Source organism: Psychrobacillus sp. NPDC096389 (assembly GCF_044762855.1).
Lineage (GTDB): Bacteria > Bacillota > Bacilli > Bacillales_A > Planococcaceae > Psychrobacillus.
In genome coordinates, this window is record NZ_JBIWFB010000003.1 from 130,271 (window position 1) to 150,506 (window position 20,236).

The 20,236-nt window shown below is 36.9% G+C and carries 16 protein-coding genes; 2 read left to right on the plus strand and 14 right to left on the minus strand.

All coding sequences use genetic code 11. From position 1 onward, the window contains the following. Positions 1–119 precede the first annotated feature (119 nt). From ACIQ38_RS10015 to ACIQ38_RS10050, 8 genes are all read right to left on the minus strand, one after another. A complete protein-coding gene (locus ACIQ38_RS10015; protein ID WP_402822549.1) occupies positions 120–1,493 on the minus strand; it encodes a YfcC family protein in 1,374 nt (457 codons plus the stop codon). A gap of 551 nt (positions 1,494–2,044) precedes the next feature. Then, a complete protein-coding gene (locus ACIQ38_RS10020) occupies positions 2,045–3,373 on the minus strand; it encodes a purine-cytosine permease family protein (RefSeq protein ID WP_402821755.1) in 1,329 nt (442 codons plus the stop codon). 81 nt (positions 3,374–3,454) lie between these two features. After that, positions 3,455–3,901 (minus strand): DUF3830 family protein, encoded by a 447-nt coding sequence (locus ACIQ38_RS10025; protein ID WP_402821758.1) that lies wholly within the window; start codon positions 3,899–3,901, stop codon positions 3,455–3,457. Between the two features lie 141 nt (positions 3,902–4,042). Then, positions 4,043–5,698, minus strand: a complete 1,656-nt coding sequence (locus ACIQ38_RS10030; protein WP_402821761.1) for a hydantoinase B/oxoprolinase family protein — start codon at positions 5,696–5,698, stop codon at positions 4,043–4,045. Then, positions 5,695–7,731 (minus strand): hydantoinase/oxoprolinase family protein, encoded by a 2,037-nt coding sequence (locus ACIQ38_RS10035; protein WP_402821764.1) that lies wholly within the window; start codon positions 7,729–7,731, stop codon positions 5,695–5,697. The genes ACIQ38_RS10030 and ACIQ38_RS10035 overlap by 4 nt, the downstream gene beginning before the upstream one ends. Before the next feature lie 152 nt (positions 7,732–7,883). After that, positions 7,884–8,426 (minus strand): helix-turn-helix domain-containing protein, encoded by a 543-nt coding sequence (locus ACIQ38_RS10040; RefSeq protein ID WP_402821767.1) that lies wholly within the window; start codon positions 8,424–8,426, stop codon positions 7,884–7,886. Between the two features lie 800 nt (positions 8,427–9,226). Then, positions 9,227–9,370, minus strand: coding sequence for a hypothetical protein (locus ACIQ38_RS10045; RefSeq protein WP_402821772.1), 144 nt, complete (start codon positions 9,368–9,370; stop codon positions 9,227–9,229). 314 nt (positions 9,371–9,684) lie between these two features. Then, positions 9,685–10,590, minus strand: coding sequence for an ABC transporter substrate-binding protein (locus ACIQ38_RS10050; RefSeq protein WP_402821774.1), 906 nt, complete (start codon positions 10,588–10,590; stop codon positions 9,685–9,687). A 461-nt stretch (positions 10,591–11,051) separates the two neighbouring features. Between ACIQ38_RS10050 and ACIQ38_RS10055 the strand changes: the two genes are divergently transcribed. Then, entirely contained in the window at positions 11,052–11,924 is an 873-nt protein-coding gene (locus ACIQ38_RS10055; protein WP_402821777.1) for an alpha/beta fold hydrolase, read from the plus strand. A 345-nt stretch (positions 11,925–12,269) separates the two neighbouring features. Here ACIQ38_RS10055 and ACIQ38_RS10060 read toward each other — a convergent pair whose 3' ends face one another. The 4 genes from ACIQ38_RS10060 to ACIQ38_RS10075 form a co-directional block, all read right to left on the minus strand. Next, positions 12,270–13,427 (minus strand): pyridoxal-phosphate-dependent aminotransferase family protein, encoded by a 1,158-nt coding sequence (locus ACIQ38_RS10060; protein WP_402821780.1) that lies wholly within the window; start codon positions 13,425–13,427, stop codon positions 12,270–12,272. 347 nt (positions 13,428–13,774) lie between these two features. Continuing rightward, positions 13,775–14,998 (minus strand): amidohydrolase, encoded by a 1,224-nt coding sequence (locus ACIQ38_RS10065; protein WP_402821782.1) that lies wholly within the window; start codon positions 14,996–14,998, stop codon positions 13,775–13,777. Beyond that, positions 14,995–16,239, minus strand: a complete 1,245-nt coding sequence (locus ACIQ38_RS10070) for an amidohydrolase (RefSeq protein ID WP_402821785.1) — start codon at positions 16,237–16,239, stop codon at positions 14,995–14,997. Before ACIQ38_RS10070 ends, ACIQ38_RS10065 begins: the two co-directional genes overlap by 4 nt. A gap of 76 nt (positions 16,240–16,315) precedes the next feature. After that, entirely contained in the window at positions 16,316–17,023 is a 708-nt protein-coding gene (locus ACIQ38_RS10075; protein ID WP_402821788.1) for an ankyrin repeat domain-containing protein, read from the minus strand. A 113-nt stretch (positions 17,024–17,136) separates the two neighbouring features. Here ACIQ38_RS10075 and ACIQ38_RS10080 point away from each other — a divergent pair, with 113 nt between their 5' ends. Beyond that, complete coding sequence (locus ACIQ38_RS10080) at positions 17,137–18,012, plus strand: LysR family transcriptional regulator (protein ID WP_402821790.1); 876 nt, start codon at positions 17,137–17,139, stop codon at positions 18,010–18,012. A 96-nt stretch (positions 18,013–18,108) separates the two neighbouring features. Here ACIQ38_RS10080 and ACIQ38_RS10085 read toward each other — a convergent pair whose 3' ends face one another. Both ACIQ38_RS10085 and ACIQ38_RS10090 read right to left on the minus strand, forming a co-directional pair. Then, on the minus strand, positions 18,109–18,804 hold the full coding sequence (locus ACIQ38_RS10085; protein ID WP_402821793.1) for a response regulator transcription factor: 696 nt from the start codon (positions 18,802–18,804) through the stop codon (positions 18,109–18,111). Then, positions 18,776–20,209: a sensor histidine kinase gene (locus tag ACIQ38_RS10090; RefSeq protein ID WP_402821795.1), complete on the minus strand. Its 1,434-nt coding sequence runs from the start codon at positions 20,207–20,209 to the stop codon at positions 18,776–18,778. The genes ACIQ38_RS10085 and ACIQ38_RS10090 overlap by 29 nt, the downstream gene beginning before the upstream one ends. Between the last annotated feature and the right edge of the window lie 27 nt (positions 20,210–20,236).

Below are 20,236 nucleotides of genomic sequence, written 5' to 3' on the forward strand. Positions count from 1 at the left end.
GCTTTGTCTGGCCAAAAATAAGAAGTAGGCTAACCTTTGTTTGATTAGCCTACTTCTCCCATCACCGAACGTATTATAAAAAAAAGCACCCATATGCATGGATGCTTTTTTTACAATTATTATGACCAACCAATTAATTGGGCGATGACAAGTACGACAATAGAAATTCCAGCCCATATTAAGAATAATGGATAGAAGAAACGAATCCACGTTTGCCATTTTACTCCTGCAATCGCTAATGCTGCCATGAAGTATCCGCTTGTCGGGTAGAAAATATGTGTAAATCCATCTCCAAGCTGATAAGCAAGAACAGCGGTTTGTCTTGTTACTCCAACCATGTCTGCAAGCGGTGCCATAATCGGCATTGTTACGAGTGCTTGTCCACTGCCGGACGAAATAACAAAGTTGATAAGAACTTGTACAACATACATACCAACTGCTGCTAATGCTGGCGGCAAATCACCAACGACCGCACCAAGTGCATGGACAATCGTATCCATAATGTTACCGTCCTCTAGTACAACAGCGACCGCTCGGGCAAGTCCAACGATGAACGCACCCATTAAAACATCTTTAAAACCTTGATTAAATGCTTCGCAAATATCTCCGACTTTCAGACCAGAAATAATCCCTACGACGATTCCCATAATGATAAAGAGTCCCGCCATTTCAACCATAAACCAACCTCTTGAAATGACACCGTATACAAGTACTGCGAAGAATACAAGTGCTACAATCGCTGCCCACTTTTGTCTTGCTGTAGCAGGAATTGCTTCAGCTTTACCCACATTGTTATACAATGAGCGTTTTTCCATATCATCTTCATACACAAGACTGTTCTTTGGATTTTTTTTGATTTTCTTTGCGTAATGGGTAATGAATAAAATTGCTGCTGTAACCGTCACGATAAATACGATTAAACGTAATCCAAGACCAGAGAAAACCGGCAGTCCCGATAACTTCTGTCCAAGTCCTGTGTTAATCGGATTTAATACTCCTGCTGTAAACCCGACAACGGTCCCACAAAGTGCAATAGCTGCTGCTGTTATGGAATCGTAACCAAGCGCAATAATCAGCGGCATGATTACTGGAATATAAACGAGCGATAATTCAGCTGTTCCGATCAATGTAGCTATCAATGCGAATACTGTTGTTAAAACAGGAATGAGCATAATACTTTGATTCGCAAATTTCCTTGCTAGTTTATCAACCGCAATTTCAATAATTCCTGTACGTCTAAGTACCATGAACATTCCACCAATGATAAAGGTGAAGAATACAACTTCTCCCGCATCGATCAACCCTCGAGGAATAACTGTTATAAAGTCCTGAATACCTACTGGTGTCTGATCAACATATTGAAAGGAATTTGGATCGATGGTCGTTCTGCCATCTGGTCCTGGCACACGTTCAAACTCCCCCGCTGGGATAAAATATGTGGTCAATGCCGCTAACGCACTAAAGACAAATAAAATAACATAAATATGCGGCATCTCAAATTTCTTCTTATTCTTTTCTGGCTGCTGTTCTTCTCTATTCAGCTGCTGTGTATTTGGCACGATGACCCCTCCGGAAATGTGAATTATATGACCAAATAAATGCAAACAATTTGGGATACAAAACACATTATAATCGGGGAAATATTGCCTCGGCTGTTTTTATAACCAAGTGCCCATATTTAGAACAAAAGGTACATGGTCTGTAACGAAAAGTACATATTTGGGGGTTGAATTCACTTGAGCCATATGATTTTTTGTGGATTAATCCATGGAAGAAGTTAGATCTATCATCTAGCAAAATAACGAAATCTCCCCCTAAATTAGTTGTAGGGAGTGTATCTTTAAACGAGTAAACATTCCATGTGGGTACGCCAATTTTTACCCAGGAGAAGCGAGTTGCAACGCAGTGAATGAGGAAGCAGAAGGTACGTTAGTTATTGGTTACTTTCATAGACGATTAGCTATTAAAATAAGTAATAAACCTTCGGGATCGAAAATAATCCGCCCCGAAAGTTTACTTTTACAATTTGTATCATTCAACAAATTTAATTATTAACTGCCTTATTCGTATTTTCGTTTATAACATCATCAAACTCTGTAAAATGATCTGGCTTTACCTTAGCCTTTAATCTCATCATAACCAAGTATACAATTCCTGAAATGATTAGAGATTGAACAGCAGGTATTCCTATTGGCACCTTATATTGAGTCAAATACCCAACAAAGGCACCTATTAATAGTGCAAGGGTGGCGATCCAATTCCAGCCGTTTTTGTCCACCCACTTTTTATTTCGGATAAAGAAAAAGTCGGCAAACATCACTCCTGCAATGGCTGGATAAATGACTCCTAATAAGATCAAGAAATCCATAAAGAAATCTAAAATTCCTGCTAAGGCTAGTATGATTCCAGCGATTGATCCGCCGATAGTTAGCCAAGCACGCCCTTTCCCAGAATCAATATTAAACATATTGGCTGCTGCAAGGCCTGTTGAATAACTAGCGACAATTTGACTAGTCCAAAGAGCAAGCCATAAAATTAAGAAGCCCCAGAAAGGAAACCCTAAATCTTGCATGACAGCAACGATATCAGCATTTCCCACTCCTACAGACATGACCGCACCTGTTAAGAAGAAAACAAATCCAATTACGATAATTCCGAGCGGTATTAGTGCTTGATCTTTAAACGTTGGTTTCGAATATCTAGTATAATCAGAAGCAATTAACCATTGGGCAACGTTTGCTCCTAATATAAGACTGACTCCTCCCCAAAAGGTCAAAGAAGGTTCAGGATTCCAAGAAGCGATTTTTTCCCAGCCTGCACCTTTTAACGAGTAGAAAACACCTGCAAAAATTAATAACAATCCCGCTGGTACCGCCAAGTAATCCGTCCACTTCATGGAATTATAGCCAATAATGGCTGGTAATGAAAAAAGAATACCTGCAATAGCAGTTAATAGTGCCCATAGCAACCACTGTTCTTTGTAATCCACACCGAGCACAGCTGAAATCGCATTTCCAGCCACAGCTGTATTTACAGCAAACCAGCCGATATTTAAGATTACAAGGGCCAAGCCGATTAAGAATCTTGCCTGTAAAGATCCAAAGCTGGTTCTTGCAATAACTGCAGAAGGCAGACCCGTTTTTGCACCTAGATACCCTTGGAGCGCATTTCCAACCCACTGTATTACAACAAGCCCTATTATTAGAATTAATAATACCTTCGACAATCCAAAACTTCCTGCCAGTGCCGCTCCTATCATGATGACTGGAACCGAAAACTCCAATCCCCCAAAAATAGTTGCCGGCACAATCCAGTGCTGCCTATCGGATTCAGGAACTTTTGCCAAAGCCTTATCATCATCCATGGATGCCATATACCTTTTCCTCCTCATTATTAAATTAAATATGTTTTTTCTAGGTGTATGACTATGGAGTAATCCTTCTACGTTTCAATTCTATTCTTCATGTCTCTCTATAAAAATTTTCTCTTTTCCCTCAAGCCAAATTCTTTCACCAATCTTAAATAGCTTCTCGAAATCACCATAATCAATTTGAGCGAAAATGTTTACCGGCTCATGTCCTTTGTGACTTCTTGCCATTTCAGCCCCATAATAGATTGCTAGTGCTTGAGGTAAAGTTCCTTCTTCTTCCCAGTTCCAATCTCTCCAATAGCAAACTTCTCCAATACTTGTATAAATGGTTTGATTTTCTCTAGGTGGCAAATCTGTTTCTTCATAAGCAAAGTTGAATTCCCTTCCTGACCAACGAGATTGTGTAGCAACAGTTTCAAAAGGTAGTGAATTCCAGACCTTTTCACATGTTAATGGAGCTTTTTCCACAAGCAATGTAGCATAAACCTCTCCTCCACCTTCGAAGCTGAATTTAATTCTTTCCAAAGTCAATGCACATCCTCTTAAAAAATGAATTCACCGAATAATCAGTATTGTATTATTAAATAACATAGGAAGGAATCTCTTTAATATTTTTTAAGAATATCCTTCCACATTGGTGTAATATTACGATTTTAGCAGTCCGTGATATACTTATTCTGCTGTAACATACTGATTCTTCTTATCAATTTCCTTATCTTTAGCGGATCTTCCAGACGGATCCCCGAAACCACCGCCTCCGCCAGTCATGACCTTGACAATATCGCCTTTTCGGATCCTTTTGCCATTTACCTTCAGCAAATGTTCCACTTGCCCATCAGAAATGATTTCTACATCGGGCTTTTGGCCAGGCTGCCCACCAAAAAGTCCCCAAGCTGGAGTCTTTGATCTTTCGAACCATAGGGAAACAGTTGTATCTTCGCTGAGAATCTCGTATTCTCTCACAACCCCAAGTCCTCCGCGATATTGACCATCACCTCCGGAATTTTCTCTTAGCCCGTATTGATTAATCCTAATCGGATACTTCGATTCAAATACTTCAATAGGGAGGTTTTTAAAGTCACCACTTACGTGATTGATCAAAGCAGATTGACCGTCTCCTTTATGGAATGCACCCCATCCACCAGCAGTTGCTTCTACGCTTAGAAATGATTCACTTGTTTTCTCATCAATCCCCGCAAATGTAACAACCATTGAATCTCCATAATGGGCTCCAGCCGCCTTATCCTTCATTACAGGTGAAAGCGCTTTAATAATTAAATCAATTAGTAGGCCTAGTGGAGTGAAGTACCAACCGCATGGAGCAGGTTCTACAGCATGGAATATCGTTGCTTTTGGCGCAATAACATTCATCGTTCTGAAGTTTCCTCCTGTTACTGGAGAATTTGGACTAATTAAATCTTTAAAAGCTACACGGCAGGCTGAAATGGTCTGTGCATATCCGCAGTTTGTTTGTCCAAAGCGCTGTTTACTAGAGCCAGTGAGATCAATCGTAATATATTCTCCTTTAACCGTTACCTTAACCTTTACGAGGATTGGCTCATCCTTTACCCCATCATTATCAAGATAACCTTCCGCTTCATACTCTCCATCTGGTATATTGCGAATAACACTACGATCCATTTCCTCTGATTGCTTAAAGATATCATGGATACAGCGATTAATCCGGTCAATCCCAAAGCGTACAATCAATTCCTTAAACCTTTTCTCCCCTGTTCTGCATGCGGCGATTTGTGCATTAAGATCTCCTAGTGCAGCTTCACGAAAACGATTGTTAGAAATGATCAGACGAATCACATCTTCAATGGGCTTTCCATTACTATAAATTTTCGTAGGCGGTATTCGAATTCCTTCTTGATATATACTTGTAGCATCCATAGGATATCCTGGATCCTTAGAGCCAATATCTAACCAATGGGCACGGTTTGCTGTGAAGCCAACAAGCTCATCTTCAAAGAAAATCGGAGAGAAAACTGTGACATCATTTAAATGAGTTCCTCCAATATACGAATCATTCAAAATATATACATCGCCGTCTTTATATTTTTCAATTCCACCAATTACATCAGTCGTTACTTTAATACACTCATCAATATTTCCTAGAAAAATAGGCAACCCTGCTGATTGTCCTAACAGCTCTATATCACGGTTAAAAATACAAACACTGCAATCCTTCATTTCATAAATAATAGGAGAAAATGCGCTTCTAGCTAAACTTGCATTCATTTCATCTGCTGCTGAAATAAGTGCATTCCTTATAATTTCAGTTGTAATTGGATTTTCTAAGTAAGCTTTCTGTTTAGTGCTCATACCAAAACCTCCTGTTCTGCTGTTTTCTTCAAAATTTCAATATTTTGATATTCATCAATTGAAATATAATGTTTTGGCGGTATAACGAGTGTTGAGTTTTTATCTTCCACTATTGCAGGTCCGCTAAAATAATTTCCGTACAACAAATCATCTGTAGAGAAGACATTTGTTTCATCTACAGTATTATTCCATACAACTTTGCGATTAGATGCCGGCATTGCTTGTTGTTCTACCCGATTCGTGGATTTTACATATTCTACTTTTTCCAAATCTCCAAAAGCGGTTACACGAAGATTCACAATTTCAATTAACCCTATTGGATTATTATGCCCATATATATCTAAGTGGGCTTGATGGAAATCCTTTTCAATTTCCTTAAGATCATTCTTATCGTTTTCAATATTAACCGTATACTCTTGACCTTCATAACGGACATCTATACTATTTTGAAATCTAATATCATCTGTTTGAATGTTCTGCTGGTTTAATACTGAAATACTTTCTTGCTTCATTTCTTCATATAAAGACTCTACTTCAGCATAATTAACTTGGTTAATGCTTGCGACGTAATTTCGAACCGTATCAAAACGGATATCTGTTTGCAGCATTCCCCATGCAGAAAATGTTCCCGAAACGCTTGGAACAAACACTTTCTTCATATCTAATAAATCCGCAATTAATACGGCATGCATTGGTCCGGCGCCGCCAAAAGCTACTAGTGTAAAGTCACGAGGATCAATACCCCGTTTAACGGTCAATGTACGAATCGCATCCGCCATTTTGGCATTAGCAACATCACAGATACCTTCTGCCGTTTCTTGTATCGACAAGCCAATTTGGTCAGCTACTGATTTCACCGCTAGGATTGCAGCTTGTTTATCCAGCTTGATATCTCCACCTAAGAAGTTATTTTCATCAATACGGCCAAGCACTAAGTTAGCATCCGTTACAGTTGGCTGCTTTCCGCCTTTACCATAACAAGCCGGTCCAGGCGAAGAGCCAGCACTTTTCGGACCAACACGCAATCCACCTGCTTCTACCCAAGCAATCGAACCTCCTCCCGCTCCAATCGTATGGATATTAACCATTGGCGATAGGATAGGAAAGCCTTCCATATTTATTTCTGCTGTAATATCTGGTTGCCCATCGATAATCATACTTACATCAAAACTGGTACCACCCATATCTATGCAAATCAGGTTAGGATCACCTGTCAGCTTTGTTAAGTTCATTCCTCCGATTGTTCCACCAACCGGACCAGACATAAGCGTCTGCAACGGTAGACGTTTAGCAATTTTTGAAGTCATAACCCCGCCATTAGACTGCATAATATAGATATCCTTTTTGAAACCTCTTTTTTCAACTTCTTGTTCCAGAATATTTAAGTATTTTTTTACAATTGGAGCAATGTACGCATTAATAACCGTTGTACTAACCCGTTCATATTCCCTCCATTCTCTTGCAATATCACTAGAAAGAGAGACAGGAATATCCAGTTCTTTCTCAATCATCATTCGAATGAGATACTCATGTTCCGGATTACGGTAAGCATGCATTAAGCACACCGCAACAGCATCATAATTTTTGTCCTTTAGTTCTTCAATGATTTGATGCAAATTTCCCTCATCTAATGGTGTTACGACAGAGCCATCAAATGTCACCCGTTCACAAACCTCATAAATATGCTCCCTCTCTACAAGGCTTGCTGGTTTATTAAATTGAATATTGTACATTTCAGTCCGATTAGCTCGGCCAATTTCGTAAACATCTCTAAAACCTTTTGTCACAATAAGTGCTACATTTGCTCCCTTTCTTTCCAAGAAAGCATTTAAACCAGATGTTGTTCCATGGACAAAGTATTCAATTTCAGATAAATCTATGACATAGTGACCAATAGCTTCTAAAACCCCTTCAGCTAAATTATGTGGAGTTGTTAATGTTTTTTTCGTGTGATAAACATTTTTTATGCGATCATAGACAACCAAATCAGTAAAAGTACCTCCAATATCCACTCCAAGACGATAACGCGACATTTGTATTTCCTCCCTTTCTAGTTCACTTAAGCTCGTATCCTTGTTTTAACAATATGAAATCAAGTTTTCTGAATTGCCTACTGCATAAGTAGTAAAAGGCTTTAGAATGACGGGGCATTCCTCCTTTCAAAAGTAGTTTCTATTCTACCCAGTTAAAAAATAACTGGAGTAATAACGGAAAGTAGAATGGTTTCTTGATCTAGCGGATTCTCCCACATATGAGGAAGAGTAGACGGAAAATGGATCGCTTCCCCTTCTCGCAAGTAATACTCACTTTGATCAACAGTAAGTAGTACTGCTCCTTTTAATACAAAATAAAATTCTTCACCAGGATGCTTAACTAACTCAATATCCTTTTGACGCGGCTGCATAGTTACAAGAAATGGCTCTATTTTTCGATCGGCAAAATTATTACTTAACCGTATATAAGTAGAATCGGAACTTTCTATTTTAAATGGCTTTTGATCTTGCTTTTTTACGGCATAATTTAAGCTCTCCGATTCCTCAAAAAAATGAATCATTTTTACTCCGAAAGCATCGGCAATTTTTTTTAAAGAGGTAATAGCCAGGGAAGATGTCCCTCTCTCTATTTGCGATAGAAAACTAACCGACAAGTCTGTTTTTTCACTTAAATCTTTTAAAGTCATTCCTTGTTCAAATCTTAGTTGCTTGATTTTTCTGAAAATTTCTTCCATAACTGAATTCCTTTCTTCTAATCGAGGAATAATTACTGTGGTACTGTAATTGTTTTTAATTTTACCATAAATTTTTTTGTTGTAAATAAATATTTATAATTTTCTATATTGTCTAACTCTATTTTGGTTCATCCTATTTTTTTGAGTTGAAAGGTTAAGTTTTTATAAAAATAAAACCAAATAAAAAAAACGTACCTGATTAATAGATACGTTTTTGCTATTTATTAACTCCCAGTTAATGTAAATTCCCGTACATTTTCTTCTTTAGATCCTTCTACCTTTTCAGAATCGCCAAATCACCAGTGTTCTCCCTTTTTATTCAAATGATCACCGGGCATTTCTCCGCCGCCTCTCCGCATAAAATGACATTCAAATTAGCATTGTTAATAATTTCTGTACCAATAATATTCGAGGTTTAACTGGAGATATATAGCCCTGAAAGTACATCCATTGCCAGGCTACTGCTTACGCTGCTATAAATGACTTCATTCCAAGAATCTTACTTCTCAAAAAGTTGCTCCGAAGTAAGTTTTTGTTCCCTATGTCAGAAACAATCATAAAAATTACAACTGCCACCTTTGTTTAAATTAATATAAATGGTTTCTATCAAAGAGACAGAATTTAATGGCTATAGAAGCAATGTCAAAATGAATTAGCGAAGAATGAATATCTGATGACGAGTTTTTCGTCACCGAATCGGAAGTTTAGGAGAATAATAAACTCTATCATCAATTGAAAAAAGAATTTCAAATAAGAAAAACATAGGGAGCTTTTATAGCCCTCATATGTTTTCATTCATATTATTTATCTGTTTGTTTTTTTTTCAAATACTCCGCACGTATTTTTTCAAGTTGCTGCTTTTTATCAAATTTAGCAGGCTTGTGTTTTTCATGATACTTAGCCACAGCCATCTTACCTTTTGTATCCAATTGATATTTTCCCACTTTGTTCACCTACTTTTCTTGTCTTTTAAGAAAATCTATTCAACCAATATAATATAGCTAATTTTATTGAAGTAAACCTTTTTACTTTGTGTTAACATAGATGTTTCTAACCCGGGGTAGTTGTAGGACGAGGAGCATTTGTCAGGGGATTAACAACTAGTATTTTAGACTTTTTCAAATTTTATTGGTTAGTCAACACGTATGATAGCATATATAAAAAAGAACACAGAATGCTAAATTATTACATTCTGCGTTCCTTTTTTGTTTTTAGGCTCTTTTCATAAAGTTTGCTGTTTTATGGTACAAACAACAGACTATTTTAAAAATTGTTCTTCAAAATAGTTCAATTGGTAATCTAAAGTTAAAGAATCGTTAAACAAAAAGGTATTTCCATCCACTTCAATTACATGGTTGTTCTTCACAGCCGGCATTTCTTTATATAGATCCGTATTTTGATAGGAATTATCTTGGCCATTGTATTTACTAACAATCAAGTAGTCCCCAACATAGTCAGGTAATACTTCAGAGGAAATCATGTAGTATCCTTCTTTGCTTGTCATTTCCTTTACTTTTTCAGGCATTTTCATCCCCATCGCTTGATAAAGAACTTCTGTGCCTCTTCCCCAACTATCACCAAGAATACCCATATCTTTATCGTAACTTTCCATTACAGTCACCGTTGCATTTTCACCAATTTTTTCTTTAATTTTATTTCCTACAGTATTTGCACGTTTTTTGAAGTCATCAATCCAGTCTTGAGCTTCTTTTTCTTTGTTTACCGCTTTACCAATTTCTAAATGCTGTGTTAAATAATCTACTTTATTATACGTATAGATAACTGTTGGAGCAATTTTTTTCAATTTATCTAGGTTATTATTATCACTCGCTCCAATAATTAAATCTGGTTGTAATTCTATAATTTTCTCTATTTGCTCATCTGAAACAACTGTTACATCTTTTAATTGATCTTTAAATAATGGACTTTCCATAGACCATTCGTCTACCCCTACGATATTGATGCCAAGTGAGATTAAGTCACCTGCATTACCAGTCAAAACTACAACTCTCTCCGGATGAGCAGGTACTTCTATAGGACCATTTTCAGACTGGTATGTAATTGTTTCACTTGCATCCTCTGTTGCCTGGTTCTTTGTACTATCGCTACAAGCACTAATGATAAGAACACACATTAAAATGAAAGGTATGATTAATTTTTTCAATTTAAGATTCTCCTTTATTTTGATTATCATCTCTACCGCCTTCAAATGATAATGATAATCATTTCTATTCAAAATATTAGTCTTCTTTTAATTTCTTGTCAATAACTATTTAAGCTAAACTTTCATTTTATCGGTCGTTCGTTTACAGCATCCGGGATAGAGAACATTTTAGAGAAATTGCTTATTTGACCTGAATGGGGATACAAATGGACCGGGCATGGGCACCAAGAAGAAATACAGTAAGTAAATTCACTTTTAGGATTGGCTAATATATTAAATCTATTGAATTAGAGGACCTATTAAGTTAGACAATCCAATTAATTGAACAACAGAAGATCGTTCGTTAAATGACAAGTGTGATACTATGATAAAGATAGCCTTCAACAAACGGGACATTTAGCTAAAGGTAAACTGATTGAGGAATAGAACAAAAAAGGTAAAGTTAAGGGGGAAGAATGGAATTGAAAGAGTTTAATATATCTGTAGATGGCTATACTTTTCACGGATGTGAATATGGTGATAATAGCCTTCCTTCACTTGTTTGTCTTCACGGAATGACTGGTGATTTAAATAGTTTTTCTGGGCTTATTGAATACCTAATAAAAGATTTTCATCTTATTCTTATAGATAACCCAGGACATGGTGAAACTGAATCACTTAAACTGGAGGAGGATTATCTATTTTCCTCCTTAGCAAAGCGTATGTATCAAGTAATACAAAAGATTACGAACAAACCTTTTTACATGTTGGGACATTCTTGGGGAGCAGACCTTTGCCTAAACTTAGCAAAAATATTTCCAGCTAAGATAAGTGGCGTAATTTTATTAGACGGTGGATATGCCTTTCCTGAACATGTTGATGGACTGACAGAGGAAAAAGCCTTGATAGATTGGAAGAAATACGTGGAATCAAGTATATATGGTTCTTGGGACGAAGTGGTCAAAGAATACCAAAGTTACACAACAAGGCAATGGGATTCAAATCTTAATTCACTAATAGCATCTTCCTTTAAAAAAGTGGAAGATAACTATATATTTAAGGCGGATGTTTTCAGTATTTCAGCAATTATTAAGGCATTCTATAAAGAACCTTGTTCGACCACTTTCGATAGTATTCAGTGCCCTGTTTTATTACTTCATGCAACCATTCTACCGACAGATTCAGCCCGAAAAAAGGGAGTACTGGAAATTAAAAAAGGCATTAAAGCATTAAAGGTAATAGGTATAGAAGACACTCAACACCAACTTCATTGGGACTATCCTGATAAAGTTGCTAATGAAATTCTGTTGTGGAAGCAAGAAAACAATCATGAATCTAGATTATTCACCAACTAACACGAGTTCCCACAGAAAAGCTGACTTGTCGGCTTTTCTGTGGGATTCTCTTTTTCTCCAAAAAGATAAAAAAATCCATTTCTGGTAAGGTTATTGCGACTAAACTTTAACCAAAAGAAAGGATTCTTATAATGGTCAGTTAGGGGGACTTATTTGGTTTTCGAAAAGCTGAGCTTAGCTCTTATAAAGTCATGTTTATCCATTTTGCTAAAATCTTCTGTAGTGGTCCCGTCATAATGATATGGGTATTCATCGTGGCGAATGCTCTGTATGTGTGCTTTTGGTGAATTTCGGTATAAAAAAGACCGAATGATGTTTGAGCATCAAAACGGTCAATCAAATATATTACTTTCCTAATGAAGACAAGAAAACACGCTGTGCCGCACTTACTCCAGCTCCAGGCTCAAATGGATAAGAAAAATCTTGCAAGCCTGCTTCGATGAGAGAAACTGCTTGAAGTATGTCGCTTGGGAAGCAATATCCCATATGTCCAAATCTGAAAACCTTGCCTTGAAGAGGACCAAGACCACCAGCAAAATCTATGTGATACTTATTCTTTAAATGGCTTAAAAAGTCTGCAAGATCCAATCCTTCTGGAGTACGGATCGTCGTAATTGTCGGTGATGCATACTCATCACTTGCTAACAAATCAATGGATAAGGCCTTCATGGATTCCCGAACCATATTTTTCATGATTTCATGTCGTTCAACTGTTTTCGAAAATCCGCCTTCCTCCTCGATTAAATCGCACACAGCGGAAAGTCCCATAATGAGCGAAACCGCTGGAGTATTAGGAGTCATTCCTTTTTCTGCCCATTCACGATAGCTTAATAAATTTAAATAATAGGAAGTAGTTTGATTAGCTTCAATCACTTTCCATGCCCGTTCACTTACAGCTACAAAGGCAAGTCCCGGAGGAAGCATCATCGCTTTTTGAGAACCTGTTACCAAAATATCAATACCCCACTCATCCATTTCAGCAGGGGAACCTCCAATACAGCTCACTCCATCTACTATAAAAAGAGCATCCGAATGATTACGTACTACTTCTGCCAATTGCTCAATAGGATTTAAGATTCCTGTAGAAGTTTCATTATATGTGGCAAACACAGCCTTCACATTGGATAAGGGCTTTAAAAAGTCTATCAAATCTTCCTTGGTACAGGCCTCTCCCCACTCTTTTTCAAGTTTATGCACTTGCAAGCCATGTTTTTCGCATATGGAAACAAAATAATCTCCAAATGCACCTACTGTAATGACAACTACTTCTTCTCCCGGGGAAACTGTATTTACCACAGCTGCTTCTAATGCTGCTGTACCGCCCGAAGGAATAAGCAAAATATCCTGCTTCGTCCCAAAGATTGGTTTCACACGTGCAGTAGTTTCTCGATAGAGCTTAACAAATTCTTCCGTACGATGACTAATCATATCCTGAGCCATTGCCAATTCCACTTTTTTAGGTATTGGAGTAGGTCCCGGATGTCTTAGAATATTTCGGTACATAGTTTTAATCTCCTTTGTACTTTATTTTTGAGTGTATGTTCCCTGCGTCATATGCAAATTAGAAACTATGCATAATTTTTTTGAAGTTATATCTAACACAGGGAACTTTTCCTCTTTTTATCCCACTCTTTAATCATACACAATCCATCCATGAATTTCCTAATAGAATCCTTATTCTTTAATAATTCGCTTAAATACAACAATTCATCAAACGCTTAGGATCTGCGTCATAATAAATCATTCTCGGATCGATAAAAGGTATGGTTGCCCTCCGTTCCGATGATTTCTTGGCTCCTCGTCTCCTGCATGTGAACACAATTCATTAGATGTTTTTCAGCTACACACTTCTAATGTTTTGATTTGTACAACTTACCTTTATGCATCAACAATCTTTTTTTCGGTAGTCTGGCAACTGCTTCTGCACTGCAACTAGCATCCACAAATACAAAACTTGCTTCCTCACCAATCTTTGGCCATTCTTGTGTACCTTCTATATTCAGTGGTGTCACCCCTTGCGTAATTAAACTTAAACTCTGACGTAACGAACGTTCGTCCGATTTCCCTGTATAGTCACAAAAATTATGCACTTTTTCCAAAATATCTCCAGAAAAATTAGGACTCCAAGAATCGTAAAAACCATCACAACCTAATGCAACTTTTACGCCTTCTGTTTTTAATATATTAAGAGGAATCAGCTGATGGTTAATGGAAATAGGGATGGTAGACATAATTTCCACATCATGCTCACTTAATTTTTTTGCAAATTGCTTTTGTAGATGAGGCGACAATTTACTTAAACCAAATGCATGGCTAAATGCAGTATTCCCCGCATAATTTTGTTCCTTTACCATGTCTAGCCACTTATCCATCGTATAGAAACCTACTTGTCCTCTATCGTGTAAATGCATATCAACATCCACACCGTACTCTTTAGCAATATCCATAGTGACTTGCAATGATTTTTCGATGTCTTTATCAATGCCTGCCGGATCAAGTCCCCCTAAGATTGTTGCACCAGATTCTAATGCTTGTCTTAATAAGTTAGGCATTTCTTCATGAGCCAGTAAGCCATGTTGGGGAAACGCAACAATTTCATAAGTTAAATATTGTTCATAGGCTTTTAATGCATTTTTTACACCTTCTAAATTTTTCAATTTAATGAAGGGATCAATATTGACATGTGTTCGAATATGATTCACACCATTATTCAAATGCAATTCAATCATGGCAGATGCTCTTTGTTCCACAGTTTCAGCAAGTTCCTCTAACTCAGCAGCTTCAATAGCTAATCTCTCAGATAAATTTTTTACAGGACGACAAGCCCTCCATCCTAATGAGAGATACGTTTTATCCAAATGATTATGCATTTCTTTGAATGCAGGAAGTGCTAATTTCCCTTCCATATCAATGGCATCTGCATCCGATACATTTTCAGATCCAGGAATAATTGTTTGAATTACTCCTTCTTTTGCAACTTGAATATGGAACAACTCGGATTTTGTTTGTAGGCTACCATCTTCCCGCGTTGCTTCACCAGTTTCCAATCGAACATTTCGTAGCCAGGTACTCATCGAAATTCCCCCTTTAGCTCTATCTCTTCTTCGTGGATTATTTTTCCTTTTGAAATCACTGTCGAAATAGGACATTGTCTGGCAATCAGATGTGCAGAACTTATTGCATCTACTAGTAATCCACTGGCTATGTCTCCTACTTTTGGCCACTGTTGCTCTCCAGCCTCATTCAATGGTGTTAATCCACCTGTAGCATATTTCAATGACTGGCCAATATGCCATTCGTCAATGTAGCCAAAACGCTGGATAAATTGATTTAACTTTTGAATCGTATCGCCACTTCCAAAGGGAGACCAGTGATCAACAAGGCTATCATGCCCGAAAGAAACTTTTACGCCCCTATCATACAAATACTTCACTGGGATTGTAATCGGACCTGCACCAATTGGAACCGTTGTTGTCACTCCAACATTATTTGCAACCATTTGATCTATTAACTTGTCTAATGATTGTTGGGGCAAATCGGCCAATGCGAATGCGTGACTGAGGGTTACTTCTTTATTAAAAGATCGTTGTTCGATTTCATTGTGAATTTGTTGAATTTCAAATTCCCCTAATGTGTTTCGTTCATGTAAGTGAATGTCAATTCCAACATCATATTTTTCGGCTAATTGAAAAGTTATTTTTAATACTTCCCCGCTATTTCGATCTACTAAAGCAGGGTCTACCCCTCCGATATGAGTAGCCCCCATTTGTAAAGCTTTTTCAAGAATTGCTAAAAATGCATGTCCATTACGTAATAAACCATGCTGTGGGAATGCAACGATTTCATACGTAATTTGATCTCGATAACTTTCTAAAACACGCTTGGCTATTTCCATATGTTTGGTCTCAATTTGTGGATCAACATTCACATGTGTACGAATATGCGTATGACCATTTTTTATATAATGTCGAACGATGGTCTCTGCTCTCTCTTCAGCTACATCCAGTTGTTTAGGTAATAAAGTCGCTTCTTCTTTTAAACGAGAAAAAATTCCTTCTGTAGCTGGAGTTGGCGCTTTCCACTCACCACCGAAATATGTTTTATCGATATGTGTATGCATTTCTTTGAACGATGGAACGAGTAATTGTTTTTTGGCATCTACTACTGCATCGCTTGCTTCGATAGTTGGAGCTATTTCAATAAACTTGCCATTTTCAATCAAGATATCAACTATTTTCGTTTCTGTAGCCGTGACAAACGATTGATCGTACAAATACCCTGTTTCCAAACGCACATTCTTTAATAACAATGTCAAAAGAATCTCTCCCCTTTTATAATTCTCTTTTTTTAATGTAGAATAGGGCACAAATTTGAAAGCTTAAATAGGACGATTATGCACCAGCTTCTTTCAAAATACGTTCAATTTCTTTAAATCCACGTCTTTCCGCATGTTCTAATGGGGTAACCCCATCTCTATCACTAATATTGACATCAGCGCCATGTTCAACTAATAATTGTACGATTTCTTGATAATTTTCCTTTCCATCCCCCAAAATGACTGCTTCCAATAATGCAGTCCAATGTAAGTTATTAAGGTGATTGACGTCCGTGTCAGAGTTAGTTAAAAGCTCCTCCACAATATCCACATGTCCTCGATCTGAAGCCGGAATGAGCGCAGTTCCACCAAAACGATTTGTGATTGTTGTATCAGCTCCTGCTTGAATAGCAAGTTTCAGGATTTCCAGCAAACCTTCTGCTCCAGCATATAAAAGCACATTATCCATATTGTTATTGCGGATATCTATGTCTGCCCCTTGTTCGATAAGTATCTTAACAGTATCTACATTATTTTTTTGCGTTGCAGCCATTACTGCCGTAACTCCCTGATTATTTGTGGCATTAATATTTGCTCCGCCTTCTAATAATTCTAAAACGGTTTCGATGTCTCCTTCTGTTGCTGCAGAAACTAACTGTTGTTCCACAATAGTTCCCCCCTTTTTTTCTAATTTAACTGTTGAACCTTCTTCTGAGTCTGGAGTCGTGCTACATGCGGTAAGCATAACTACGAGGAAACTCATACTAATCCCTTTCAGCTTCATAATAGCCTGCACCTCCTTTATAAACATGTTATCATTAGTATACTTATACGAAAAATATTAATAAAATTTGCTTTACTAACTTTTTTCATATAGAGAATGGAAGGATGTTAAGGATGGATATTAAGCAACTACGCTATTTTATTGCAATTGTAGAAGAAAGAAAGATCTCTGCTGCTGCTAAAAGACTTCATATGTCCCAACCACCATTAAGCCAGCAACTGAAAGCTATGGAGAAGGAGCTCGGTTCAAAATTAGTGGAGAGAAGTGGAAAATATTTAGAACTGACAGAGGCAGGAAATGCTCTATACAAAAATGCTTTACAAATAACTCAATTGATGGAGGAAACCAAAACAGAAGTAATGGAAGTTGGTAAAGGCTTAAATGGAAGGCTCACTATTGGAGTGAACACCTTTTCTGTTAACCGATTACCTTATATTCTTGAGCAATTTCAAAAACAATTTCCAAATATCACATATAAAATTCAACAAAATGAATCTTCCCATCTTTGCCAATTAGTCAGGGACCGAATGGTAGAATTAGCAATTATCCGCATGCCACTAAATCTAGACGATTTTTCTGTACTTCATTTATGCAACGAGCCATTTTATTTTGTCACGTCTAAGGAACATCCATCATTTGATGAAGAAATCTCCCTTACTGATATTCAACATCACCCTCTCCTCTTTCCAAGTACAGAGGGACTAGGTGTGCATTACTTGATTTTAGAAGCTTTTTCCCGTTTCAAACTAAAACCTAATATTGTTGGAGAGTGTTCTGATATTAGTCTTTTGATGGATCTAGTTACAGCTGACTTTGCTGCATCTATTGTTCCAGAAACCTTACTTGAACGATTTCGAGGATATCCGGTAAATGCTTATCGGATATCAAGCACAACCAAGTTGACTGGATCAGTTGGAATAATATGGCTCAAAGATCATAATTTATCCAAGGCTGCTCAAAATTTTATAGAGATGATTCAAACTGTATAAAGTACTCACTTTAGGTTTTATTTTGCACATCCAACTAGGAAAATGACAAAGGAAAAACCCAATTTCTCCTTAATAAATAAAGAAATTGGGTTCTTTTTAGTTATTATTTAATCTATACCCAGAACCCCAGATTGTTTCTAAAAATACTGGATTTTTCGAATCGAATTCTATCTTTTCTCGCAGTCGTTTAATATGAACAACAACGGTTGATGTATCACCGAGTGAATCCAAACCCCAAACTCGTTCAAATAAATCTTCTTTACTAAATACTTGATTTGGGTGCTTCATGAGAAATTTCAATAATTCAAATTCCTTTGTCGTCAAATTAATTTCTTGGTCAAAGGAAAATACTTTATGTGATTTTGTATTCAAACGAATATCATTGACTTCTAAGATTTCATCCGATATTGACTGAAGTCCCTTTGTTAAACGCTCAAAACGATTTAAGTGTGATTTTACACGAGCAACTAACTCATTAGGGCTAAAGGGTTTGGTAATATAATCATCCGCACCAAATCCAAGCGCACGGATTTTATCGATATCTTCCTTTTTAGCAGATACCATCAAAATAGGTGTATCCACTTCCTCACGTAATTTTTTACAAATTTCAAATCCAGTCATACTTGGAATCATGATATCCAGTATGATTAAGTCATATTTTCCGGTGAGTCCTTCTTCTAAACCCACTAATCCATCGGCAACGATATTGACATTCATCTCATTTAGCTCCAGATAATCCCTTTGCAATTCTGCTATATCCTGATCATCCTCCACTAATAGAATTTCCTTCATTATGTCCATTCTCCTTTAAGGGCAGCGTAAAAGTGATGCTTGTACCCTCACCTAATTTGCTATCCGCTTTTATGACTCCACCGTGCTCTAAAATAATTTGCCTTGCAATAGCAAGACCTAGACCACTGCCACCTTTATCACTATTTCTGGAGCTTTCTATACGATAAAATCGATCAAAAATCAGCTCTAAATTTTCCACAGCCATCCCTGCACCATTATCCTGTATGGTAATAATTGCTTCATCCACTGCTTGTTTTGCAACAATCGTTATTTTTTTTTCATTCTTGTTCATATGCTTTACACTATTTTGGATCATATTGTCTAGCACTCGCCGAATTTGCTGTACATCTATTCGTACAATGGCTTTGTTTAAATGATCATCTTGAAAAGTAAGGTGAATGTTTATTTGCTCAAGGTCTAATTGATATTCTTCAACAAAATGGACGAGAAATTTTTTCAAGTCAATATACTCAAAATGAAAGGGTAACTTTTGGAGGTCTAGTTTAGAAAATACAAATAAATCATCAATTAAAAAGTTCATGCTTTTCGCTTTATTATAAACAATATTCAAGTATTTACCTTGTTTTTCTTTTGTATCTGCTACACCATCTTTTAATCCCTCTACATAACCAATAATCGAAGTGATAGGTGTTTTTAAGTCATGAGAGATATTAGAAAGTAATTCCTTTCTATTTTCCTCGTATTTTTTATTTTCTTTACTGACTCTGTTTAACGCCTCACGCAATTTCTCAAATTCTTGGGCAAGCTCATTCACTTCCCCTTTTTTGCCTGTTGAAATTTCAATTTTCCCTTCCAACTTACCTTCTTTTAGTTGTTGCACTTTTATACTTAGTTCTCGTAAGGGGACAATAATTGCCTTATTTAGAGAACGGTTAAACATAATAACAAGAAAAATAGCAATGGCTAGGATTAAGGTGATTATAAAGAACCCCCATCTTTGTAAAAATTCAGCAAAGCTATTTTCTTGCTTTAAGATCATCACACTACCTTTTTCGTTATCGGAAAAATGAAAATCAAACTTAAGATAGCGATAAAGGCTGCCTTTGTTGTCAATGGTGCCCTGAGTATAAATATTTTCAATATCAAATTTAGGTGCATGAACGATTAAAGATTTTAGAACAAGGTCAGGAGAATGATAAAGGATTTCATCTTGTTTCCGGATAACAATATTCAAATCTTTCAATTCATAGGTATCAATACTTTGTTGAATGTTGGGTTTCATCAAATCATCCGGATTTTCCTTAGCAATCTTACGAAAGGTAACCAACGCTTCTTGCTCGTCATATGTAATTTGTTTTTGCTGCGCAACGGATTTATAAAGCTGAACAGGTGAGGAGACTTGTCCATTTATAGCAAACAACAAAAGCCAAAATATAGCTACCATCGAGCATATAATAACAAACAGACTACC